The sequence below is a fragment of the Paenibacillus sp. SN-8-1 genome (genome assembly GCF_050995535.1).
In the GTDB taxonomy this organism is placed as follows: domain Bacteria; phylum Bacillota; class Bacilli; order Paenibacillales; family Paenibacillaceae; genus Fontibacillus.
On the sequence record NZ_CP194782.1, the window covers coordinates 3,177,940 to 3,200,248 of the forward strand.

Here is a 22,309-nt window from a genome sequence, read left to right on the forward strand (position 1 = left end):
GTCTTCCAATCATGAATTTCGCTAGAATTAAACCAAACTAGGCAGGTGTTGTTATTCATGAAGAGTTGTCTAATTAAGCTCTTTCGTATCAGCGTATGTACGGCCCTACTCATCGGAGGGACCCAGAGCATAGCCGCCTCTTATACTGAAGCAGCCCCTGCTGTTCAAATTGGCCAAGCATCTGAGAAGCCTCAGAATCCGTCTGAACTAAATCAATTTGTTCGGGATCTCCTTGGCTGTTTATCGGATAAGGACCCATTTCAGGGGTGGAAGAAAGCTGAATTTATAGCCGAGCCACTTGGGCCAGGTACCCATGCCTGGCTTATTACACTCCGCACCCCCTCTCCGTCAGGCGGTTATCTGATTATCGGAGCCAAGCCAGGCGGCGGTTATGCGTTAATCGAATACGGACTGGGAGAAGAGCCCCTATTTGCTGCAAAATCCCTCGAACACGCGCTCGCCCTTGTTAGAGACTGGGGAGAAGAACGGGATCTCCTGATCGAGAAGCTGTATGCTGGGCCTACCTTAGCCGAATGGAAGATTAGTGCCAAGGGTTCAACAGAGGAGAGCAGATATTTTGACGCGGTAAGCGGTGAGCTTCTTCCTGAGACGGATACCAGCTGGGCGAAGCAGGCGAACATCACAGTGCCTTCTGATCCAAGCGTGGTCCATAGTGGCAGCCTAGTTACAGCCCCAATGAAGACTGTAATCACCGCGCGGGCATTTAATACTTATGAGAATATTGCGTGGATGAATCAGAAGGCACTAAATGTGAATAATCAAAATTCTTTTATCAAGCATCTTAAGCTCAAGAAAAAACTTGTCTACGCCTCCCTGGGGCAAGGCCGTACTTATTCCATTTCTCTTCCCGTTAACGGATATCAGAGTTGGACCCATTTGAGAACCGAAAGTCTATATGTAATGTCCAAACTAGATGGGTCAATCCGATGGATCTCCTTAGCATCTTTGGAAAGCATGGGGGAGTTCTACGATGCGAATGGTTCCTGATTGTTCAATATAATTCCATCATATAAATCTACACGTCAATAAAGCTGATCCCTCTTTCGGTATCAGCTTTATTAGGGTCTTGTCAAGAGATCTAAATCTCTCGGGAAGACTCCTTCCGCTGGCGTTCCTTCCAGAGAGGAACCGGGTCACTCTCCCACCACATCTCAATGGCAAATGGAATCATGCCGAACCATTTACGGACCCATGGCTCACGTTGGTGCCGTTGTTCCTGTCTGCGAACTTCCTTGGGTGTCTCCACAAAGTAGACCACCCTCTCGGTAATGATTTTCACAAGTTCATCACCGCTGGCCATAATGACGATCCCTCCTTCTAACAGACAAAGCTACCAAGCTTTCCCCTCAGTCTTATTGTGCTCCTTAGTGGTCCTTCTTATTCAAAACCTTCAACTGCCCGAATCATGCATCATTTCCCACTTGTTAGCCCAAGATAAAGGTAAAAGAAACCAAGATAAGGTGACTAACATGCAGAAACTACTGTCTATACTTGTAAGCATACAGCTTGTAACCGGCTGGCTATCCCCACAAATAACCCATGCGAAACCAGATGAGATGGAGAGACTCTCACGGCATGCTTTCCCGGAACCTGTGGTTCTTATTGATGCAGGCCATGGCGGAGTTGACGGAGGTACCTCTTTCAAAGAAATCCTGGAAAAGGACATCAATCTGGATATCTCGCGCAAATTATATCTTCTGCTGAAGAGCAAGGGATATATGGCTGCCTTAAATCGCTCTGAGGACTACGCGCTCAGCGATGAGAATCTGTGGCTTAAGAGCCGTTCCAGGCACCTCCGCGATCTTGCCCAGAGAAAAGGACTGAGTGACGAACTGACCACCTCCATCGTAGTAAGTATTCATGTGAATTGGGCTAATAGCCGTACCAAACGAGGCCCGCTTGTTCTACATCAAAATGAAGGAAAAAGCGCACTCCTGGCCTGGGCCATTCAGAATGCGCTCGATCATTTGTACGGCACTCGTTCAATGCCTGCACTAGGCAAACCGTTTTACTTACTGAATCATATCGAGTACCCTGCCGTTATTGTTGAGACTGGGTTCCTCAGTAATGCTGGGGACCGGGAGATGCTGACCAGATCAAAAGGACAGATGGATGTGGCAAAAGCCATTGCAGCCGGAATCATGGAATATTTCACGGAAATATAAAATCCGGCTTTTTCTGTTCCCTGGCCAGATCACTAACACCTACAAAATCAGCCTCCTGCCTAAGCATATCAATCGACCGCCGAAGTACGGAGGCAGTTTTCTTCCCTCGAGAGCCAACATGGCCAATGGTGACGCAATTCTCATGATTCTTTAGCCACTCGGATACTTTCATGATCTGTTTGGAAATATGATCAGTAGATGCAACATCATCCAGAAAAATATGATTGTACACCTGCGGCAGTCCCTTCTGTTCACACAGCTTGCCTACTACGGATCTGTAGTTTGTTTTGCTGTCTACGAAGAATAACCCCCGCTCTTTGCAAATATCCAGTACGATGGACATGATCCGTTCATCAGCCGTCACTTTGGATCCCATATGATTATTGATCCCAACAGCATAAGGCACATTATCTATAGCAGCTTCCACCCGCTGCCGCACCTCTTCATTAGACATTTTAGTCAAAATAGCCCCTGGGCCGAGCCATTCCGGCCTTCCACGCTTCGGCTCCATCGGTAAATGAAGAAGCACATCGTATCCCTGCTCATGAGCCCGCTTCGCATCCTGCTGCGTGGTTTGAAGGAAAGGCATAACGGCCACTGTCAATTTGACAGGCATGGACAGGATTTCATCTGTCCCTTCCATCTTGTTGCCCAGGTCATCGATAATGACAGCAAGTTTTTTCTTGGACTGAGGCTGCGGGCTTTGGAGCTCTTTGACTGGTTCAGCCATAACAACGGGTGCTCCGACCATTGTATATCCCTTATTCGGAGAGGCATAAATCGATACCGGATCAGACAAAAATCCACACAACGTTAACATGGCTATCAGCCCACGTGTAATTCCCTTCACCTTGTTCTTAACCCTATATCTGTCCATAACCTGTTCCTCCTGCCTAACACATTGTCCTTTCATTGTTTGAGCTTAAGAGTTCAAATATGTATGGCAAAAAAGGGGGTTTCAGGATTAATAAAAATCTATATTTGGTTGCGGTATTAAATAAAAAAAAGAACAGGCTCATAAATTACATATTCGTAATTTATGAGCCTGTTCTTATTAAAATTAATGCGGTCGAGAGGACTCGAACCTCCACGGGGGGTTAGCCCACACGGACCTGAACCGTGCGCGTCTGCCAATTCCGCCACGACCGCTCATATGGCGCGGGTTTTCACCGCTTTCCTATGCGTAATGTTCGAAACCTTTCGCATGGATTTTTCGTTCGGCATAACGGTAGGCTTACGGATGCTTTCCGTTAGGCACTCGCCGTTAGTGCGTCGTTTTAAATCCGTGCGCGTCTCAACCACGCAAGAAGTATCTTATCACGTGAGTGGCTAACTCGTCAACTGTATCGTAAAAATAATTTTGCGCGTGTTAATTTTCGATTATTACGCATGATAAGACGCAGTATTTCCCGCTTGCCCTACGCCCCTCTCGCGCTATATAATACGAACAGGCATTCGTATATTTAACGGAGGTGTATCGCATGGCTCCCGGCATGACTAACGAAGAAGGTGCGCTAATAAAAGACTACGTTATGCTCCCGCTGATCATCTCGGCGTTCCAGCGCGATAGCAAGATCATCGGAGGCGCGGTCAAAACTCCGGATGTATATACGGATTGGCTTACGGTAGCATCCGATCGGGTTACGAAGGACTTAGCGGAGGTTCGGCGTCAGTTTAGACAGCGCGGAATCAAAGTGTATGAAACGGAAAATGACGGCAAGTCCGTAACGGCGCGTTATCTGTGTCGGGGATATACCGGCGAGGCTTCGTATTTGTGGTCATTCCTTGCAGCGGAGGCAAGCGTGGTTATGCGGAGGTATCTCGGTCTGGATACGTCGAAGTTCGTAGATCCGACGATACCGAAGGAAATGCGGAGAACGTAAAAACGTCCGCAGGAGAGCGGACGTGGAGGATGCGTTACTTAATTGCTCCGAGGTCAACGTATTTATAGTCTGCGCCGCCAAAGTCGAACATATCGGAGCTAACCCCGAGTACGAAGCCGCTCGCATTCGTAGGAACTTCGAAAGATACGTTACCGGTCCGGGTAAGGCCGGGATTTACCGATAGATCGCTAATATTAGAGGCGAACGTGTCAGCGCTGTATTCATTACCGCGGCTATCCTTTAATTTAAACATACTAGACATAATCGAAGCTGGTTTGTTGTTACTGTTCTGCGCCTTTACTTCGACCACTACGAACTTGCTGTCGGAAGACTTTCCGTTCTTTTCTTTGACGCCAGTTACGGTAATTTCAAATGGGTTATTTTTAACGGCGCTATTTGTCGTTGCACGTTCTGCCGGCCGCTCCGTACCCCTTGTTGCGCTAAAAGCTCCGAATATAAGAACTGCGGCGATGATGATGCCGGCCGCCAGATTAAATCGATTCATGGTCGGTATGTTCGCTTTCTCCGGAGGAACCTTGTCTTCTCCGTTGCTCATTAATTACTCCCCCTTATTGCCTAAATATTACCACGCAGCTAGTCCGCTGTCACTATAAACGAAGAAAGCGCCCTCTGGCGTAATCCCTACGTATCTATACGCAAGAACCCGCTAGAGGGCTTCGTTTTATTCTTCGCTATCTTCCGTACCGCCTGCGGAGTCAGAGATCCCCTCCGCCAACATATACGCTACGCACGAACCGATCGCGCCGATAATCCCGGTAATGTGCAGGACTTCGTTCTCACCTGCGCCGGCTGCCGTTAACACTGACGTTACCAACGCGACCAATAGCGCCCAAAACTTACGCGATGCTAACTTACGCTTTAACATTTACGCGCACCCCTTTTCGTTAAAGAATCCGCGCCGATACATAACGGTAATCAACCGGTAGAAGTCGAATGATCCGTTTGCCGTCGTATCGACTGCGCCTACCTTCTTCGCCGCTACGCACGCCTCCTGCGCCCAGGACGGAATCTCCGCCATCTTTGCGCTGTCCTCAAGGGTACTAATCCGCTTTGCTTGCGCATTTACCGTTTCTTGAAGCGCCTTAAACGCTGCTTTCTCTTCCGCTGTCATTTCGCAATCCTCCTCGTTAATGATCCGCTTGACCGCCGCGTCAAGTTGCGCCTGTGTTGGACGTTTACCGGCGCGGTATTGTGCGGTAGATAATCCAAACGTCATCTCGAAATGCGGATAGTCCTTAAACGTCCGCCAATCACCGCCCCACGCCCAGCCCAACCGTTTAGCGTCCGCAACAACTTCGTCCCAGTCCGCGATACCGTCGCCATCTCCGTCGCGCTTCATGTCCCACGTAACGGACTTCCCATCCGGCATCAATAGCGCAAAGTCTATCGCTACGCCGAAGTTGTGATACGAATAGCCACCGCGCGCGTTCGTTACAATAGCGCCAGGCTTCGTCCGGCCTTGCGCGTATAAGCCGTCCTGTTCCGATATGGTCCGTAAGCCTTGCGTAATTACGATGGGCACGCCGTGTGCGTATGCGAAATCGATTAGCGCCTCGGCTGCTTTACGTTGTGTTGGCGCCAGACCCGCGAGCTTAGACGCGGACTTGGAACGTACGTATTCGAGCGTTAACATTTACACGCCTCCCTTCGCGAAGATGTATGCGACAATAGCGATAATCGTTCCGCCGAGTACGTAGCGGACGAACGCCAGCCACGCCTTTTGCGATGCCGTCCGTTCTTTAACGCTGTCAATCTGCGATTGTTGTAATAGCGTAAACAGCTTCGTTTCGAGCGAGTCGAAGCGTCCAAGTATCTGCGTATAGTGCTCTTTCATAGCGCCCGTTGCGACTTTAATCTCGCGTATGTCGTCGTCGTGCCGGCGCTGCGTTTCTTCGAGTAGTCTCATCCGCGCATCATCCGCTACTGCCGCGGCCGATAATCGTGCGAACTCTGCGCTGAATGCCGATAGTTGTTGCGTCAGCTCGTCCGTCTTAGTGCGTAGTTCCTCAATGGTCAATACGCCCCCTTCCGGTGGTTGCGTCATCTCCTCCGACCCCTATCTACGGTTATATAGAAAGCCCCCGGATCGGCTCCGAGGGCGGATTGCGTTATTCTGCGATTAGGTCCTGGCGCTCTTTATCCGTCAGGTAAGCGTCAATTCCCGTCTTATACTGCGGTTTCTTCGTAACTACCAACGTATAATCTAATGCTCCGTCTATAATGCGTTGTGCGTAATAGTCGGCCATGAGTTACACCCCCAGCGTATATTCGTCAAAAGCTTTCTGCAATAAGGAAAGTCTGGCGTTTAGTTTATCAACTTCGGTTGGCGGAATATCTTCTAAAATTACTTGATGAGGATCGCTTGAAACATCTACCCCGATTCCATTAGTTATTTTTATTCTTTTACCTTCCGGAATTTCTACTTCAAGAAATGGAATCCCATTAGGGACATGATAGTCGCCAGTGATATTAGAAACCACATAACCTCGGGCATCATATACGATTAACGTTTTCATATTGCTCATTCCTCCATTTAATTATTTAATGGCAATCCATGAATAAGTATTTGTTGTATCTTGTGTACTGGTATTACCACTCACCAATACTCTAAAACCATCTGCGTATAATGTAGGTGATGAAGTTGCGGGTCTTTCACCATTTCCCGAGGATTGCGTAGCCACTCCATTAATTTGTTTACCTGAACAAATAAATCCAAAAGATAAATCTGATCCGATTAGACAGTAAGCAAAGACAACAGACGGCGCGAATGAAAGTCCTGTAATTGTTATCGCATTATAATTCCCACCGTTTGAATAATATAGCCCGGAAGATTTGGCTGATCCACTAGCGGAGTATTTAGCCTGTAAATTCCCCAGTACCCCAAAAATATTTATTCCTGATAGGATATTCCCCGCGATCAAATCCGGGTCACCCTGGACAGTAATCGCACCGTCATAAATCCCAGCAGCCTTCACGATATCCGTAGTCCCTGGCGTAATGGTTTGCGCCGTTGCCGATTGTGTAACTAGCGTACCGGTTACTAGCCCCGTGTCCGTACCGATGTTCTTCGTGGATCTTACGTCCCCAGCTCCGGCGGTTCCGTATTCACCCCCTTCACCCTGTAAGATAAAAAAACCCGTTGTTGCGTTATATCTTACGGTGTAGATACTGCCCGCTTTGAGGTAACCAGATGTTATGTCGTTACCGTTTGCTTTTTTGATCGTCTTAGCACCTAGCCCGTTGACATTGAGGCTTGTTGCTCCGGTGCTAGTATTGGCGATTTTAATTGCTAGCGCCATACCATCAACATAAGCTGTAGGTGCCGGGTTTAACGTTACGGTTAATCCCGTTGTTCCGGATGCGCCCGCGAAGCCCGGATGTTTCACGTAATCCGCAGCGTGCGTCGTAACCGCGTCATTCACCTGCTTTACCGCATTAGCCGTCGCAGCCTGCGTTGTTGACGTGCTATTGGTTGCGTCATTAAGCTGAACGATACCTTTCGTTGTTGTCGACGCATCCGCCGGAGCCGCTACGTTGAGCTGTCCCGCAGGTACTTTCCCGTCCGCTCCGAGCGTTGCTATGCCGTTAGCTGCGCCCGCCTTTCCGTCAACCGCCTGCGCCAACGCATTCATATCGCGCGGTACGTCCGCCGTCATACTCCCGTCTATTAACGGGAGATTTAAATTCGTCGTATTCGCCATCTATTACGTCAACCCCCGATTATATAATTGCGCGTAAGTCTTGCCGGCCGCCGCTACCTGCGCATACGTCTTTCCGCTAGTCGCGAGCTCTCCGTACGTATAAAAGCGGAATACGTAATTAATCGCAAGGTGAGCCGGAGTAATATCGCGTACCGCCGCCTTGAGCTCGTTAATCTGATCCGGTATCCCCGTCTCGCTCACGAACGTAATGATGATCGTATACGCCGGCACATTCGCAGTTACCGAAACGGCTCCGTTTGAATACGCCGAGGCCACGTTCTCAATGAGTTCCGCAGTGACCGCGCCTACCCCGCGCTTACGTGCGAGTAATATCTCACGCCGCTGTCCGTATGTTTTCGTTGGGTCCGTCGCGAGTCCGAATATACGCTCCCATCGCGCAAGTCCCCACGTAGCGGTCTCGATCGAGAACTGCGCGAGGACATCATAAATATCCGCGTTAAGCTTTGCGAACTCCTCCGCCTCACGGTCGAGTATGTTCGTAGCGACTTCGGATTCCGCGTAATACTTAGGTACATAGTCGCGCATATCACGCTGAATTTCGCTTAGCGTTCTCATGTCGTAACTGTCACCGTCCCGAGTACCGCAACTTGTCCGTCCGCTATGGCTACGTTAGATCCCCCGCCGTTAACCGTGAGAGACTCGTAATCGATAACCGGAGGAATGTCGAGAATCACGTTAGCGATCCGCGTTACCCTTACGAGTGGATCAACGAAGGCGAGCGATTTCAGATACGCCCGTACGCCCGACTCTATCTGCGCCTGTACTTCCGCTGTTGTTGCGCCCGGTGCGAGCGTAACTTTAAGCGCAATGTTAATCGGCACCTCTACCGCTCCCGCTACCGTTACAACTGCGCCGATAGGAGCCGCTCCTTGACCACGCCCGTCTTGCGTAGGATCGATGTACGCTTGCGTTGCGCTGACTACCGAAGCGTCCGGCGCTGTTTTGTCATCGTCCAGGAGCACGACCTTAACCGTTCCTGGTCCGTTCCATATCGGATATACTTTCGCGTCAGACACGCCCGGTATCTCAAGCGCCCATTGCCGATATTGATTCGCGTTACCAGACGTAGCCGGACGCGCTGCTCTCTCGAAGTACCTAGCGCGCAAGGAATCGTCAGACTCCGCGTCGACTCCGCCCTCAAAATTAACCGCGTTCGTTACCGTTACGATGCCGACGAGATCACCGATAAGCAGCGCAACCGTACCGACACCAACGTTGCCCTCTGATCCCGCTACTTGCGCAATAGCTGGCGTAGTTACGGAACCTCCGCTAATCGTCGCATCCGCTAAGGTAACGATGTATACCGGTGCCTCGCCGCCTGTGCTTGCGACTGTTCCCGCAGGAATAACCGTCCCGTCCGGACCCGAGAACGTCAGCGACCCCGTTGCTTTAACCGCAGGCTTCCGTGTGAGTCCGTATTCGCGCGCGGCCCTATCGAGCCATTCTCCGTAGGCTGTATCCGCAAAGGCTAATCCGAGCACAACGTCCATCTCGGTATAAGCGCGCATGAACTCGATAGCAGCCGGCGAAAGTAAATCGTGTGTAACGGAGCCTTGCCGCTTATCTATGTCCGAAGGTGACTCGGCGAGCATCCGATCAAGAACCGCCGCCGCCGTTTGGTCTTCGTATGCCATTAAATCGTCACCTCCATCGGTATTGTTGAAATTGTTGTATCAACGTAAAAAGAGACGAACAAATTGTCCGCCTCCTGCTCTATTTCAAATCCGTATACGTCGAGAATGCGATCATCATAAATTATCGCTTCTTCTATAACACGCGGTATCTCCGTCGCAAGTACGTCGACTGATGCGTTTTGCCCGATAAGGTCATCGAGCTCGCTTCCGTAATCATCGTCGTATATAGCGAACCGAAACCGCGCGGTTCTAATCGCCTTGATAACGAATTGTTTGATCGCTTCGATACCGACCACAGTTCCGCCCATTTCGCCGGTCTGTACATCAAGCGCGTATGTCTTAAGCGGTTGCTCATCGGTAGTCGTTGCGGATTCATCGGTTAATGCGTCAATAGAAGCGAGAGGACTTAACGCCATCTAATCGCCTCCTATTCGGTCTAATATTACGTATATCTGGCCGCGATTAACTGACGCGACAATAACGCGGTCGCCCGCCTTAAGCGCGTTGTCGATAACGAGGTCAACCTCGGAACCGCCGCTAATCGTTGCCTTGCGTGTGTACTTCGTAAGTGACTCGGGAATGACGAGGTCGTCCGCTTCGAGTTCGAACTTCATACCGTTAACCTGCACGCGAATAGAGGGCGGAGGTGCCGTAACCGTGCCGAACTCGATATCGACGTCCTTGTTGTATCCGAGCTGTTTTATTACGGATCTGAGCTGACTTCCGCCCGCTCCTTCGATAATCTCGATGCCTGCCACGTTACACCTCCGTTATTTTTTCGTAGTCGACGGCTTCTTTTTCGTCGTCGTCTTCTTCGCCTTTTCCTTCGTCTTCTTAGCCTTTTTCTTAGCGGCCACTTTCGCTTTCTTAGCTGCCTCAAAAGCATCCGGATCTTCGTACTCAAGCTTCGGTAAATCGTCTGTCTTACTAAGCGTTACGCTCATCCGATGGACTCCGTTCTCGAACGTATGAGTATCCGCGTTTACGTAGAATCCGCCGACCAGCTCCGTCATTGACTCAAAGGCATAAACCGCTGCTCCTGCGATAACGTTCGTATTGCCTAACGCCTCGACCGTAACTTCTTCCGTAACCTTGCCAAGTTCCTTTAAGCGTTGCTTTGCGAGCTGCTGAATCTGCGATTGATTCAAACGGGAATCTGCGCGCTCTACGTGCTGCATGAGTCCGTATTTACTCGTCAAGGCAACGTCCTTTGCCGAAGCGCTGAGCGGTTTCTTCTCCTCGTCGCCGCCGAGAACTTTAACGGAAGTCCGCATCTCCTCGATCGAGCGCGACCGATTCGCCGTAATAATGTTAACGCCATCCTCAAGTAACCATCGGACCGTGCCGTCCTTCTTCTCGCGGAGATTAAGCTTGCCTTCGCTCGCGTACAGAAAGAACTTGCGTCCATTCTGCTTGCGCGTTTCCGTTAACGCGGTTACCGCCATATCCCAAAGCGTCATGTCCCGCAGAATAAGCTTCGGAATAACGTACCCTGTGCCCGCGATCGTGCCGACCGGAATAGCGTGAGCCTTCGCGATCTCCTTAATGATGCCGGCCGCAGTCATACCGACGAACCTACGCGAGTCCTCGTTCTTCGTGAGGTACACGTTCTCGTCATACGCAGTTACCGTTGCGTTACCGTCCTGGGCAACGCTGTAACTAAATATAACTCCGCGAAATAGACCACCGTTCTCTACGTAAAAGCGGAGTTCCTTGCCGAGCTCGAAACGCATCGCCTGGTCCGTTCCGTTAATCGTATTCGATAGCGCGAGGGTAAGCGTCCGATGAGGTTGCGCGACGTCGCCGGACCATTGCGCTGACTTAACGATGTCCTCAACGAAATACTTGCCGTCGTATAAAACGCGAAAGTTGACCGCCATTACGGAATCACCAACTTAAGACCGGGCTTGATGAGGTTTGGATTCGGACCGATTGCGGACTTGTTTTTATCGTATATCTTCCGCCAACTATTTCCGTCACCGTAAACTTTCGCCGCGATCTTATATAGCGAGTCGCCGGACTTAACCGTGTAGGACTTCGGTGTAACGCGCGTGTTCGGTCGGGGCGCGCTTGATGCGAGCTTCGGCGTAGTAACCGTTACGCTGCCGGAAGTCGACGCCTTGCCTGACGATCTCTTTTCGATATCGACGAACGTGTACTCTTTAAGAGTGAGCGTGTAATAAACGTCGCCCGGCTCGCCTCCGCGTTCTTGGTACTCGAACGAGCGAATCGTTACGGCGATGTTAACTGGCGTTCCAGAAACGATATAACGAACGGGCTTGCCTGACGCCTGCCACCGCTCAATCGTACTAACGAGCTCCCACGGATCTTTTAAATCCGGATACTCGCAATAAGACGGATGATAGTCGCGTGGAAAGAAAGAGGACAACGTAATTTCCTTCTGACGCTTGTTACCGATTACGGTATACTCGCCTAATCCGGAAACTTCGATGTCCTCAAATCCGTGCGAAGAGGAGGCGGATATGGTATCGGGGTTAACCGGTAGCCAAAGCGTCTCCGCTCCGTTATTAAACTTAAGTTGAAACTGCGGTCTGTTCGTCGCCATAATCCGCCTCCTATCCTGCTAAGTGATACGCGAGTCGTCGCGCGATTGCGTCGATGTCCGATTCCTGGCGCACATGGAACGTGTTGCCCGTTATGGTAACGGTAGGCGCTCCGCCAGCTCCTGCGCGATATCGCTTCGCTTCTTCGCGTGTGAGAACCGCTTCCCCTGCGTGAAGACTCGCCGGATATTGATTATAGGGAACACGGTCGATTCCGCCGGCTTTAGGCTTGGCTCGGTCTTTCCATGCTTGAGCAGCTTTAGCGCGGTCTTTTTCGTCTACGCCGGTTATCCAAGACGGCATATTTTCAGTCCACCACGCCTCAGCATTATTAAACCAGCTAGAGGACTGTGTAGCGTTGACCGCTTGATATCCGAGTGATCCGGCAGCGCCAGCCCCTGCACCTACCGCAGCGCCCGGTAAGCCTCCGACACTTAAGCCGGCGCCTCCGAGGATAACAGCACTTGCTACAGGATCGTTCTTAATTGCGCTAATAACCCCGTTCACAAGCGCGCCTCCTAGTTTTAAACCAACGCTTACAATCTCGGGTATTGATTTTTCTAAGCCGGAAGTTATAGTTTGAATAACGTTTGTGGTTAATGTTTCGAATGTGCTTCTCCCGGTTGAGTCCCACCATGCATACACAGTTTCCTTAAGCTTAGTCAGCACGTACTCGACTTTGGATTTTATATCGGGCAAATTAATAAACTCTGGATTCTTAAAGAAATTGGTGTTTAAGTAGTTCATTACGGAGTCAGACATAGACTGAACTGCTGCCGTAATCTGCGGAGTATACTTCGCTACCATATCCGAAGCCGCATTCGCAAATTTCGTAATCAATGGCATCGTCGGCAGTAACGCGGAAATCTGCAGCGTTTCGATTGCGCCTTTAAACTGCTCAACCGCACCCGCCGCGTTGTTCATCTTCTCTTTCGCCACGCTGAGCGCTGTTACGTTCGACATCTCCTGGTAAAACTTCTTCGCACCCGCCGCTCCTTCTTTAAAGAGGATGTTAGCGGCACGGATACCGTCCGATCCGAACATCTCACGGAGTGCGTCTTGGCGATCTTTCGCCGTCAGCTTACTCAACGTGTTACGGAGGATGCCCGCTATCTTATCCAACGACTTCAACTCACCGTGCGCATCGTAAAACGCATTGGCGCCCTTCTTCGTCATAATGCCGAGTTCTATCATTTGAGCCGTAGCTTTATTCGTACTCGGCGATAGATTCATCAGCATCGACTTAAGCGACGTACCTGCGTCTGAACCCTTCAACCCGTTATTCGCGAAAAGTCCTAGCGCAATATTGACGTCCTTAAACGACATCCCCGCGCCATCAGCAACGGCACCAACCGCAGCTAACGAATAGCGCAAGTCGTGTACGTCCGTTGCGGAAGCGTTCGCCGTTCCTGCGAGAATATTCGCCGCATCCGCTGCTTTGAGTCCGTCTTTCTTAAACGAGTTAAGCGCGGTACTCATGATTTCGGAGGCTTCCGCGAGATCGAGTCCGCCCGCAGTTGCGAGTGTGAGCGCAGCTTCAAGTCCGCCCGCCTGAACGGTAGCTGGCGACAAGCCCGCTTTAAGGAGCTCTTCGATACCTTTCGCTGCATCCATAGCGCTATATTTTGTTGCGGCGCCCATCTCTAGCGCTAACGTCTGCATCTTCGCCATCTCCGCGGACGATGCACCGGTTAACGCCTTAATCGTGGACATCTGCGCTTCAAAGTCCATCGCTTTCTTAACGCTATCTCCGAGGAAGTCTCCGGCTGCTCCGACTACGTTACCGACTCCACGAACGAGTGACGTGCCGAGCCCGAATCCGATACCGCCGGCGAACGCTTTTTTGAGAATGCCGAACGAGGAGCTTGCGCCGTCTAGCGCCTTCTTCGTTTTGTTGAGTTCGCGGTTCATATTCGAGGAGCCACGTGATAAGCGTTCCTGTGCGTCATTCATCCGCTTATTGGCGTCCGCGTAGGCGTCGGAGGCTTTGCGTGCGCCTTCGGTAGCCTTGCGTATCTTGTCGAACGCCTTTGAGGCTCCGTCATCTTTGACGCGTATCTTACCTTCGAGGTTAAAGCTCAATTACTTTCGACCTCCGTTCTGCGCTTGGCTCCGTTTAGCTGCTTTCTCTTCCTCTTCTAGCGCGAGAAGCATGGAAGCGTACATAAAGCACTGGTGAGGCTTTTCTTTCGCGTATACTTCATCCGGCGGAATATGATGTCGTTGGAAAATGACATGTAAAAGGTAAGGAACTCCGCCGGACTTAATCAGTTTTTTGCGTCGTCAATCAGTTCGTCTTCGTTACCAAATCCAGACAGATTAAGCACGGCCTGCAGCACTTTCGCCATCTCGCCGGGCAGTAGCGCCTTAGTCACGCAATCCGCTTCATCGGATGCTCCATAATGCGCCTTAAGCGCCTTATCGTTAAAGTCCGGCTCAACGGTTCCCTTCGCGATAAACAGCGCGTTAAGAAGTTGATCGTCCGTTTTCTTTTCGCCCTTTGCGCCAGGTAGCGTTGCCCGTTCGTTAACTCTGCGCAGCTCCTCGTTACTCAGCGCCTTAATCGTGAAATGCGTTTTCAGTCGCGGAATGTAAACCGTATCTTGTACCTCAAGCGTTGCGCCGAGTAGCGCGTCTAAACCTTGTCCCATCTATGTCATCCTCCGTTATTTGCGAAATTAAAAACGGACTCCCTGGAGGAAGCCCGCTAGACTTGCATATTAAGGTGTAGGTGTTGGAGTGGTAGGTGCGGTCGGGGTAGTCGCCCGAATCTTATCCAACACCTCATAGCCGGAAAATACGAATGTAAACTCCTGCTCTACTATACTGCCAACCTCAAACCCGACAACCGGAATGTTATCGAATGTTACGTTCTTGAGACGAACGCGGTATGCACCGAATGACTCCGGATCTTCAAGTTTAACGACGAGCTCCGTAACAAACGGGGAACTCTCATCGTCTGTGACTTGCGCCATTTTCTCGATCCACTCGGATGTAACCATATACCCGCCAAGTGAGCCGGAGCCTTTTAGCGTTGTTGTTTTATTACCGAGCCAACGCGTACCGGCCAGTTTGATCTCTTCCATGCCGATCTCGATATTCGCGTCGACCTTAGTCACGTTCGTGAGCCAATGTCCGTCGACATCGTATACGAAACCGTAGTTACCGCTTATGACTTTCTTAGCGTCCATTGCGCCTGCTGCCATCTATTTCACCGTCCTTATATGTTAATTGTTAAGAAGATGCGCTCAATGCTGTCCACTTCGAGGTAGCTAACCGCAAGGAATACGGAGTCGCCTACGCTTGGCTTTTGCGGATCAAGCGCAACGACTGGCGCTACGAGTACGCCGGACGCTTCCAACGTTTCGAGATACGCCTTAATCGCTACGATAAGCGTTGCCTGCCCGTCCGCGTTGTTATTGAGGCGTCCGATATAGTTATCCGCTGCGGTACGTGCAACATCGGTCGCGATCGCTTGGCGTGCGCGAATCGAACGAATCTTCTTACCGGAGGTAACGATTCCTTGTTCGACTTTAACTTTCTCGCCGTCATGCGTAAGCACGAGTGAACCGGACGCAAGTGCCGCCGTTATCTGCGAGTTACTCAAGCGCTTCGTTACGTCCTCAAGCGGAGTCACGCGATAAGTAACGGACTCATTAATCGGAGTGCCTGCGATCAGGCCCGCGATATAAGGCGCATACTCCGAAGACGTGTATGTCTCCGTTCCGATTACGCCGCCTTCGATGAGATTGACGATATAGTCGTCCTTGTTCAGCGTTGACCGTGCATTACCGGCCGTTGGATCAGCGTCCGTAGCTGCGTCTCCGCCGATTACTACGATGAAGTGTTTACCTTCTTCGCGGTTGTCGATAACCCACGTTTTAGTTTTCGCCTGCTCTGCCGCGTCAAACTCTCCGTCGAATACGAATACGTTGAATTGGCGTGTATCAAACGCAGCGCGCATGTCTACATAATCGGCGTCGACCGGCGTAGTCGGCATCGTATAAACGAGAACCTCCTTTGCTCCGCCTTGCAACGCGAGCAGGATCGAGTCGATGTTAGCCGCACCGAATAGTTCCGTCGCTTCCGCCTCGGTTGTAACCGTATAAAACGCCTTTGCCGCTGCGGTCCCACTATGCGTAAGAAGCGGAATAGCTACGGTGCCTCGTGCGCCTCCGCTAATTGCCACTGCTGCCGCTTGTTTAAAGTTGATGTAGATTCCCGGACGCGTTGGTAGCGCGGTTGGGTCCCATTGTGCTCCTGGCATTTGCGTACCTCCTTCGTTATATAAAAAGAGCGCCCCATTTCGGAGGCGCCCGTTAAACCTTACGTAATCCTACGTTATTAATTTTCGGCCAAACCGGCTGATCTCGCGATTCCCGTACAGACGTGTCCAGGACTCCGATAATCACGTATAGCGCGTTATCTGTCTCCGCCGGTTGCGATACACTAAACGAATTAATGCGGATACTCCCGATTAACTCCGTCTGATATAGCGCACGTCCTAACGCATCCATATTCGCCAGCACCGTATCCGGACGAGACGCTACGTGCACGATCTGATAAGCGCGGTCGACACGGTAATGATAGCGCGTCTCCGTCTCGCGATCCTCGTCCAACATACGGACATAAAACGAATTGGCCGGAGGCTGTTTCGGAACGACCTGCTTGCCTGTGGTCGCCGCAGGAAACTGCGTTTTGATGAACGCTTCAATGGCGCCCATATCTGTAACCACGCTCATGTTACGTCATCCCCTTCCGGCTCAATTCCGCTTTGATTGCGTCCTCAATTAAACGCTGCATACGTGACTCGCCGTCCTTCTTCGATTTCTCCAAGAAGTCGAGAACGGTGCCTGGCGTTCTTGCCTCCGCTCCCTTGGCGCTAGCGACGTTGTGCAGATAGTAGGCGTAATTAAATCCGTTGTTAAACGCATTGGCTACGACGCTACCGGTAACAACACCGTCGCCGACCTTCGGCGTAGTGTGATCGATGCGAGCCCGCAAGTTGCCGCCGCGACGATTTTTATAGCGACCAATCGGCGCTAGATTCGTAGCGGTAAGTTGCCAGTATTCAAGCGCATCCTCAACGCCTTTAACGGTTCCTTCGATGACGGCGGACGCCGCCTGCTCGATACTCCGCTCAAAGTCACGAAGATTGAACGTAAACTCAATCGACATTAGACGAACACCTCCGTTACGAGCGGCGTGCCATCTACGCGACGTTTGACCGCGATGTTCTGAGGCGTTCTTTCTACGACGTTGCCAAGTTCGTTAACATAGCGTACCTTGTCGCGGTACGAGATCGGCGCCAATCCTTCGAGTATAATCCGAAGCTGTGTAACCGCCTCTTCTCCGTACTGGTTCCGCACGGTGCGAGTCTCCTCGGTTACAAACGCGGGGAACGGTACAGACACCGCCTCCGCCGGTATTCCCCATCCGTCATCTGCTCCGCTCTTGATTACGCTTATAGACTGACCGTCAGTGACCGCAAGCATTGCGCGGCATTCATAGCGATTTAACCCGCCAAGCCCGCGCTCATCAACGTCCGTCAAAACATAGCGTCTTCCTCTGCGGTGAATCCGGACGACCGAGTTAATATCGACGGTATCATCAAACGTAACGTTATAGTCGTTCTCATCAACGGAATAATCGCCGACGTTCCTTACGTATGTTCCGCTAGGAGACGGGGGTTCTTTCCATATCGCCAGGGCCTCACGCATTGATCCGTCTTTATGTTCCGTTGTTACCGACTCGGTGCGGTGCTGCTTAATCTCCGCACGATTAGCGCGTATCCAAGCTACGTCTTCGTCCGTTAACATTACCGCACCTCCTCGGATAGAATGTACTGCGTGTATGCCGTGCAATTCGGATGGATATTGTAGATGTCCGCGTCAGTCGGAAGGAAAATACCTACGCCGAGACCGTGACGGTCCTGGCCCGCTACGGATACGCATTTTTCACTATGATGGAATCCGGGAATTAAACGGAGAGCGCTAACGAACTTCGACTTTTCGGCCGTATAACCTATCGCGGTCCTGTATGCCGTATTCGATTCCGTTATCGCCAATCTCCGCGCCTTCCACGATTCCGTGTCATATACGCCCTTAATCTCGCGCACCATTTTCGACGTAGTGTCTCCGCGGATAATTCCCCGGCGAAGTACGTTCCCCATCTCCGCACGCTGATCGCCCGCAAGCTGCCATACGCGACTGGATAACGTTAGGCCATCCGGCCCTGTACGTTGCGCCAAGTACGTCGCGAGGTTCTTCGGAGTCGGCCTCTCACCGGACATTCCCGGTAAAATAACGCTCTCCGCAACCTTCGCATTAAGTACGAAGTCTAACGAAAGACCCAGCGTCTTATGAAACACCTCGCTTACGTCAGACTGCGCCGTATCTACGCTCTCCTCAATTACGCCGGTAAGCGCCGATTCCGCAACGTCACGGATCTCGCGTTCGATTTGTTCCAAGTCCCGAAGTAGAGTGTTAACCCGCGCTCGACTAATCGTGTCATTTTTATTCGCGTACTCCCCTATCAAATCGATAACCTGGGTCCTCGTCTTAGCGACTTCCTTCGCTACTCTATCGGCCATGCCTGCGGTTGTATCGAGGTAATCGTTGTGAAGCTGCGTACTCATTTCGTTAAGCTTACGCTCATTCTCCGTCATGGTCGGTCAAGCCTCCGCATAGTACGGAATGAAGACGTCTTTTTACGTATGCCGTCGATAATCTCGCGCTCGGAGTTATATTGTGCGGTGAGATCCGTCGCAAGCTTGCGATACTGTTCGCTGACCATCGTTTTATCAACGGTTTCCTCTGCGTCGGTATACTTGAAATAATGCGCAACAGAGAACGCGATCGCTCTCACTCCCTGTATTTGCGCAAGTAAGAGTACGAGCGGCGTTTCTGTATCCGGAATGTCAGCGGCAGTAAGCGGCGAATACCCGTACGTATATAACGCCTCGGTTAACCACGCATCGATATCCGCGTCTTCCACACCGGGAACATTGCGGAAACGTGCTTTTAGCCGATCCGTTAGTTCGTTTAAAAACGCCACGCTGCCGCCTCCTTATTTGGTAGTCCGTTTAGTTGTCGCTTTAGCTGGCGCCTTGGGCTCAGAGTCTTCCGCGCCTTTTTCGTCCACGATACGAACATAGCCGATTTTAGCGAGGTATTGCGCAGACTCCGCTTCCACTGCGAAGACTGCGCCCTTTCCTTGCCCGTCGACTATTGCGTCGAGGACTTCGATCTTAACGTGCTTATCCGCCATGATTATGGAGTGTAAACGTCAGCGTGGAAGATAAGTCCCGGAGCTTCTACCGCAGGGAAGCCGGCTGCTACCGTACGAAGAACGGATTCGATCGGCTCTTTCTTGTCGTATGCGTCAAGCACTACGCCTGGTTGGAAGTCGTTCTCTACGGTCGGACCGTACAAGAAGTTACCAACGCCTTCGGACACGAGGACAACGCGGTTAATTGGCATGAACTCGATAACCTCGTCCTGACCCGTGTAGATGTCCTTAACGGTGATCTTACGGTTAACTACGACTTGAACCGGAGGTAGACCGTATCCGCCAAGTACGCTGTTCAGTTCGTCAACACTAACGCGATTTGTTCCGCTGTTTGCGCCGCGAGCTTCGTTAACGATTGTTGCGTTCTTAAGCAACAACGCTTGTACTTCGCGAGACAAGAGGATGGCGTCTGGTGCTTTACCGTTAGCCGCGGTGTATGCGTCTACCCACGTCAACAGGTTTCCGATTACGTCAGACGTCGGGTCGGACCAAGCGCTTGTACCGGTAAGAGCCACTTTGTTCTCCGCAGGAATACCGAAGTCTACGTTAACCTTTACGCCATTTTTGTTGTATGAGAACGTGCCCTTCGTGATGGCTTCCATTTTGATAACGTCTACACGACGCAATAGAGCGTTAACCAGGTCGACACCTTTAACGGTCAGGCGGTCGATAATGGCGTTCTTCTCTCCGTCGTTACGCGCCTGGTTCAACGCAAGAAGTTCTTCTTCTGTTGCGACGTACTTAAGACCCATCTTAGCGATTTCGCCCATTTTGGATGCTACCGCGTCACGGTCAACGATTGGAGGCTCGGCGCCGTACCCGATCATTGCTCCGATGTGTTGCGACTTTTTAATGATGTCGTACGCGAAGGTATTAGAGAAGATTCGGTCGTCCGGTAAGAAACGGTCTGCCAGTGTAGGCACTTTGTTCTTATCTGCGACTACCGCCTCCACCAGTCCCATTAGTGCGGGTTTTTGAAAATCTTTAAGGTGAGTAATTCCAGCCATTTATATATTCCTCCTAGATTGTTTTTGCGCACAAAAAAAGACGCCTCCGAAATCGGGGCGTCTGTTAAGATGCGTATTAGATGTGTTTAACGAATCGAATTGAAGAACCAACGGCCGTTTTGAAAGCGCCAAGCGCTGCGTTTGTTGGCAGTTTCGCTTCATATACGGAACCGCGAACGATTACCTCGCCGACTACAAGGTCGGACACACCGTCGGAAGTAGCATCGATGTTAAGAATACCGAAATTGTCATACCCTGTAGCGGTCGAGAACGTTTCGTATTTACCGGAAGTTGTGTTACGTGCGATCAACGTTCCTACTGCGATAGTACCTGCGGCAAACTTAGTGCCGTCTAGCGTCGCGCCACCTTCGATAAATTGGACGTGCTCACTAGCGAGAATATTCTTTCCGCCTTTGAACGCTGTTTGCGTTGGTTTTAGGCTGTATGCTGGCATTTGTTTTCCTCCTTGATTTTTGTTATGTCAACGAATCTTATTAACGACGAAACTTACCGAGAGCCTTCAAACGTTCATACTGCGCTTTACCTGCGTCCGTTAGACCGCCGGGCTTCGGTTGTTGTCTCGGACCGTTATTCGGATTCGGATCGACACCGCTAACTTTTGGCGGCATGTCCGCTTTCACTTCGTCAATGCTCGCCTTAATTGCGTCTTCATCTTCTCCGGTTACGTACTTGCTTACGCGATCCAGTTGATCAGCTCCGTATCCTGCCGCGAGAATAAGGCGCGTCTTAATTGCGTTTAGTTCCGCTGTCTTCGCTTCGTTGCGAACACGGTCGAGTTCCGTTTGCGCTGATTCATATAGCGTCTTGTATTCCTCGTTTTGTTCGCGTTGCTTGCGCTCAGCTTCCGCCTGTGCTGCCGTCTTCTCGTCTTCGAACTTCTTGCGTTCTCGTGCGAGGCGTTCTGTCACAATGCGGTCGAGATCCGCCTGAGTAAACGTCTTATCCGGTTCGGGATTCGGAGTAGGGTCCGGGTCGCCCTCCGCGAATAACTGTAAATTGAGCGGCAATCTAAAACGTTGTTCCATCGTCATACCTCCGTTTAAAGGCCGTCGCCTATTAAGTGTTTCAGTCCGCCAGTTTAATGACATAACGTAGGTCAGCGTACTTTATTCAAGGACCGTACAGGTGCTTTCGGTCCAACCGCTGCGATGAACGGCTCCCATTGCCGGAAAGCGTGGACTGCGACGCCTTTATATCCAGGTTGCGACTTTAACATGCCGTGAACGGCGGCCATGCTCGCCTCCATTGCAAAGAAACCTTCTTCCATAAAGGTGACGTTCGTAGGCGTCTGCGCCGTCGATTCGAATGCGACGATAACTTTCGGAGTCTTAGCGTAAGAAACCTCGTCAATGTCTAGGTCGTAAACGGCTTGCGCTGTGTCGCGGTATCCCATAACTACGACGTAATCGTGTATGTCCGTTACGATGTCGCTGACACGCGATCCGGCCGATGCGTACTCCGGAGGAACCGGATAGTTGGTCGTATTGTCGAGGAACGCAAGCATGGCGGCGCCAAAACGCAAACCTAACCGTCTTGCCTGCGCCGTCCATATACGCGCGTTATCCAGCCACGTTTTGATCGTCCCAACGCGGTCAGTGTTCCACCTGTCGGGGTATCCGTTATTCCCGTTGAGTCCGTGAGGCTCTACGTCAAATTGAACGCCAACAAACCGCTCGATGGGAGCGGTCACTTTTGCGTTATAATCCGCGGCCTTTTGTATCGCGGTAGTTCCTCTGTCTTGATAATCGGGAAGAGCCCACATCGGGTCACCTGATAGCGCTTGTACCGTCATTCCATACCGCCAACACTCACGGATAAAGTACCGGTACTGTGCATCCGTAGCATTGGCGGTATTGTAAGGAACGTATATCTCAGTTATGTGATTAGCAGCCGCACGACTTATAACAACGTCCGGGTCCGAAGCTACCCGGGCCGATTCCCACAAGTACAGCCCTTTTAGTGGGAATTTCTCGCCCGTAAA

General features: G+C 51.1%; 32 protein-coding genes and 1 tRNA gene. 3 read left to right on the forward strand and 30 right to left on the reverse strand.

Going from position 1 to position 22,309, the window contains the following annotated elements:
- The first annotated feature begins 57 nt into the window (after positions 1 to 57).
- Positions 58 to 1,008 (forward strand): hypothetical protein, encoded by a 951-nt coding sequence (locus ACRRNK_RS15340; protein ID WP_433943586.1) that lies wholly within the window; start codon positions 58 to 60, stop codon positions 1,006 to 1,008.
- A gap of 91 nt (positions 1,009 to 1,099) precedes the next feature.
- Here ACRRNK_RS15340 and ACRRNK_RS15345 read toward each other — a convergent pair whose 3' ends face one another.
- Positions 1,100 to 1,321 carry a YqzE family protein gene (locus ACRRNK_RS15345; RefSeq protein WP_433943587.1) on the reverse strand — a complete coding sequence of 74 codons (222 nt, stop codon included), beginning with the start codon at positions 1,319 to 1,321 and terminating at the stop codon, positions 1,100 to 1,102.
- A gap of 169 nt (positions 1,322 to 1,490) precedes the next feature.
- Here ACRRNK_RS15345 and ACRRNK_RS15350 point away from each other — a divergent pair, with 169 nt between their 5' ends.
- Positions 1,491 to 2,186, forward strand: coding sequence for an N-acetylmuramoyl-L-alanine amidase family protein (locus tag ACRRNK_RS15350; RefSeq protein WP_433943588.1), 696 nt, complete (start codon positions 1,491 to 1,493; stop codon positions 2,184 to 2,186).
- On the opposite strand, the gene ACRRNK_RS15355 is transcribed toward ACRRNK_RS15350, so the two are convergent.
- Both ACRRNK_RS15355 and ACRRNK_RS15360 read right to left on the reverse strand, forming a co-directional pair.
- Complete coding sequence (locus ACRRNK_RS15355) at positions 2,173 to 3,063, reverse strand: divergent polysaccharide deacetylase family protein (RefSeq protein WP_433943589.1); 891 nt, start codon at positions 3,061 to 3,063, stop codon at positions 2,173 to 2,175. The two genes, ACRRNK_RS15350 and ACRRNK_RS15355, sit on opposite strands and share 14 nt — an antisense overlap.
- Positions 3,064 to 3,250: 187 nt before the next feature.
- Positions 3,251 to 3,335, reverse strand: a tRNA-Leu gene (locus tag ACRRNK_RS15360).
- Between the two features lie 332 nt (positions 3,336 to 3,667).
- Here ACRRNK_RS15360 and ACRRNK_RS15365 point away from each other — a divergent pair.
- On the forward strand, positions 3,668 to 4,069 hold the full coding sequence (locus ACRRNK_RS15365; RefSeq protein ID WP_433943590.1) for a hypothetical protein: 402 nt from the start codon (positions 3,668 to 3,670) through the stop codon (positions 4,067 to 4,069).
- Between the two features lie 34 nt (positions 4,070 to 4,103).
- Here ACRRNK_RS15365 and ACRRNK_RS15370 read toward each other — a convergent pair whose 3' ends face one another.
- The 27 genes from ACRRNK_RS15370 to ACRRNK_RS15500 form a co-directional block, all read right to left on the reverse strand.
- On the reverse strand, positions 4,104 to 4,625 hold the full coding sequence (locus ACRRNK_RS15370) for a DUF4352 domain-containing protein (RefSeq protein WP_433943591.1): 522 nt from the start codon (positions 4,623 to 4,625) through the stop codon (positions 4,104 to 4,106).
- A 126-nt stretch (positions 4,626 to 4,751) separates the two neighbouring features.
- A complete protein-coding gene (locus ACRRNK_RS15375) occupies positions 4,752 to 4,904 on the reverse strand; it encodes a hypothetical protein (RefSeq protein WP_433943592.1) in 153 nt (50 codons plus the stop codon).
- Between the two features lie 51 nt (positions 4,905 to 4,955).
- On the reverse strand, positions 4,956 to 5,723 hold the full coding sequence (locus ACRRNK_RS15380; RefSeq protein ID WP_433943593.1) for a M15 family metallopeptidase: 768 nt from the start codon (positions 5,721 to 5,723) through the stop codon (positions 4,956 to 4,958).
- Positions 5,724 to 6,134, reverse strand: a complete 411-nt coding sequence (locus ACRRNK_RS15385) for a hypothetical protein (protein ID WP_433943594.1) — start codon at positions 6,132 to 6,134, stop codon at positions 5,724 to 5,726. It lies immediately after the preceding gene.
- Positions 6,135 to 6,198: 64 nt separating this feature from the next.
- A complete protein-coding gene (locus tag ACRRNK_RS15390) occupies positions 6,199 to 6,336 on the reverse strand; it encodes a hypothetical protein (RefSeq protein ID WP_433943595.1) in 138 nt (45 codons plus the stop codon).
- A 3-nt stretch (positions 6,337 to 6,339) separates the two neighbouring features.
- A complete protein-coding gene (locus tag ACRRNK_RS15395) occupies positions 6,340 to 6,606 on the reverse strand; it encodes a hypothetical protein (protein WP_433943596.1) in 267 nt (88 codons plus the stop codon).
- 21 nt (positions 6,607 to 6,627) lie between these two features.
- On the reverse strand, positions 6,628 to 7,722 hold the full coding sequence (locus ACRRNK_RS15400; RefSeq protein ID WP_433943597.1) for a phage tail protein: 1,095 nt from the start codon (positions 7,720 to 7,722) through the stop codon (positions 6,628 to 6,630).
- A 72-nt stretch (positions 7,723 to 7,794) separates the two neighbouring features.
- Complete coding sequence (locus tag ACRRNK_RS15405) at positions 7,795 to 8,367, reverse strand: putative phage tail protein (RefSeq protein ID WP_433943598.1); 573 nt, start codon at positions 8,365 to 8,367, stop codon at positions 7,795 to 7,797.
- The gene (locus ACRRNK_RS15410) at positions 8,364 to 9,446 is read right to left on the reverse strand and encodes a baseplate J/gp47 family protein (protein WP_433943599.1); all 1,083 of its coding nucleotides are present in this window, start codon (positions 9,444 to 9,446) and stop codon (positions 8,364 to 8,366) included. The genes ACRRNK_RS15405 and ACRRNK_RS15410 overlap by 4 nt, the downstream gene beginning before the upstream one ends.
- Complete coding sequence (locus ACRRNK_RS15415) at positions 9,446 to 9,862, reverse strand: DUF2634 domain-containing protein (protein ID WP_433943600.1); 417 nt, start codon at positions 9,860 to 9,862, stop codon at positions 9,446 to 9,448. The genes ACRRNK_RS15410 and ACRRNK_RS15415 overlap by 1 nt, the downstream gene beginning before the upstream one ends.
- Positions 9,863 to 10,204, reverse strand: a complete 342-nt coding sequence (locus ACRRNK_RS15420) for a DUF2577 domain-containing protein (RefSeq protein WP_433943601.1) — start codon at positions 10,202 to 10,204, stop codon at positions 9,863 to 9,865. It lies immediately after the preceding gene.
- Between the two features lie 12 nt (positions 10,205 to 10,216).
- Positions 10,217 to 11,326: an XkdQ/YqbQ family protein gene (locus ACRRNK_RS15425; protein WP_433943602.1), complete on the reverse strand. Its 1,110-nt coding sequence runs from the start codon at positions 11,324 to 11,326 to the stop codon at positions 10,217 to 10,219.
- Positions 11,326 to 12,012: a LysM peptidoglycan-binding domain-containing protein gene (locus ACRRNK_RS15430; RefSeq protein WP_433943603.1), complete on the reverse strand. Its 687-nt coding sequence runs from the start codon at positions 12,010 to 12,012 to the stop codon at positions 11,326 to 11,328. Before ACRRNK_RS15430 ends, ACRRNK_RS15425 begins: the two co-directional genes overlap by 1 nt.
- Before the next feature lie 10 nt (positions 12,013 to 12,022).
- Entirely contained in the window at positions 12,023 to 14,092 is a 2,070-nt protein-coding gene (locus ACRRNK_RS15435) for a phage tail tape measure protein (RefSeq protein WP_433943604.1), read from the reverse strand.
- Between the two features lie 185 nt (positions 14,093 to 14,277).
- Positions 14,278 to 14,661 carry a phage tail assembly chaperone gene (locus ACRRNK_RS15440; protein WP_433943605.1) on the reverse strand — a complete coding sequence of 128 codons (384 nt, stop codon included), beginning with the start codon at positions 14,659 to 14,661 and terminating at the stop codon, positions 14,278 to 14,280.
- Between the two features lie 69 nt (positions 14,662 to 14,730).
- The gene (locus ACRRNK_RS15445) at positions 14,731 to 15,201 is read right to left on the reverse strand and encodes a phage tail tube protein (protein WP_433943606.1); all 471 of its coding nucleotides are present in this window, start codon (positions 15,199 to 15,201) and stop codon (positions 14,731 to 14,733) included.
- Between the two features lie 29 nt (positions 15,202 to 15,230).
- Positions 15,231 to 16,277 carry a phage tail sheath subtilisin-like domain-containing protein gene (locus tag ACRRNK_RS15450; protein WP_433943607.1) on the reverse strand — a complete coding sequence of 349 codons (1,047 nt, stop codon included), beginning with the start codon at positions 16,275 to 16,277 and terminating at the stop codon, positions 15,231 to 15,233.
- Between the two features lie 52 nt (positions 16,278 to 16,329).
- The gene (locus tag ACRRNK_RS15455; RefSeq protein ID WP_433943608.1) at positions 16,330 to 16,752 is read right to left on the reverse strand and encodes a hypothetical protein; all 423 of its coding nucleotides are present in this window, start codon (positions 16,750 to 16,752) and stop codon (positions 16,330 to 16,332) included.
- Position 16,753: 1 nt separating this feature from the next.
- Positions 16,754 to 17,188, reverse strand: a complete 435-nt coding sequence (locus tag ACRRNK_RS15460) for a hypothetical protein (RefSeq protein ID WP_433943609.1) — start codon at positions 17,186 to 17,188, stop codon at positions 16,754 to 16,756.
- Positions 17,188 to 17,829, reverse strand: coding sequence for a hypothetical protein (locus ACRRNK_RS15465; protein WP_433943610.1), 642 nt, complete (start codon positions 17,827 to 17,829; stop codon positions 17,188 to 17,190). The genes ACRRNK_RS15460 and ACRRNK_RS15465 overlap by 1 nt, the downstream gene beginning before the upstream one ends.
- A complete protein-coding gene (locus tag ACRRNK_RS15470; RefSeq protein ID WP_433943611.1) occupies positions 17,829 to 18,677 on the reverse strand; it encodes a hypothetical protein in 849 nt (282 codons plus the stop codon). The genes ACRRNK_RS15465 and ACRRNK_RS15470 overlap by 1 nt, the downstream gene beginning before the upstream one ends.
- Positions 18,674 to 19,066: a hypothetical protein gene (locus tag ACRRNK_RS15475; RefSeq protein ID WP_433943612.1), complete on the reverse strand. Its 393-nt coding sequence runs from the start codon at positions 19,064 to 19,066 to the stop codon at positions 18,674 to 18,676. Before ACRRNK_RS15475 ends, ACRRNK_RS15470 begins: the two co-directional genes overlap by 4 nt.
- Before the next feature lie 12 nt (positions 19,067 to 19,078).
- Positions 19,079 to 19,279, reverse strand: coding sequence for a hypothetical protein (locus ACRRNK_RS15480; RefSeq protein ID WP_433943613.1), 201 nt, complete (start codon positions 19,277 to 19,279; stop codon positions 19,079 to 19,081).
- A gap of 2 nt (positions 19,280 to 19,281) precedes the next feature.
- Positions 19,282 to 20,307 (reverse strand): major capsid protein, encoded by a 1,026-nt coding sequence (locus ACRRNK_RS15485; protein WP_433943614.1) that lies wholly within the window; start codon positions 20,305 to 20,307, stop codon positions 19,282 to 19,284.
- 76 nt (positions 20,308 to 20,383) lie between these two features.
- Positions 20,384 to 20,761: a hypothetical protein gene (locus tag ACRRNK_RS15490; RefSeq protein WP_433943615.1), complete on the reverse strand. Its 378-nt coding sequence runs from the start codon at positions 20,759 to 20,761 to the stop codon at positions 20,384 to 20,386.
- 40 nt (positions 20,762 to 20,801) lie between these two features.
- On the reverse strand, positions 20,802 to 21,353 hold the full coding sequence (locus ACRRNK_RS15495; protein WP_433943616.1) for a capsid assembly scaffolding protein Gp46 family protein: 552 nt from the start codon (positions 21,351 to 21,353) through the stop codon (positions 20,802 to 20,804).
- Between the two features lie 71 nt (positions 21,354 to 21,424).
- Positions 21,425 to 22,120 (reverse strand): hypothetical protein, encoded by a 696-nt coding sequence (locus tag ACRRNK_RS15500; RefSeq protein WP_433943617.1) that lies wholly within the window; start codon positions 22,118 to 22,120, stop codon positions 21,425 to 21,427.
- Positions 22,121 to 22,309: the final 189 nt, after the last annotated feature.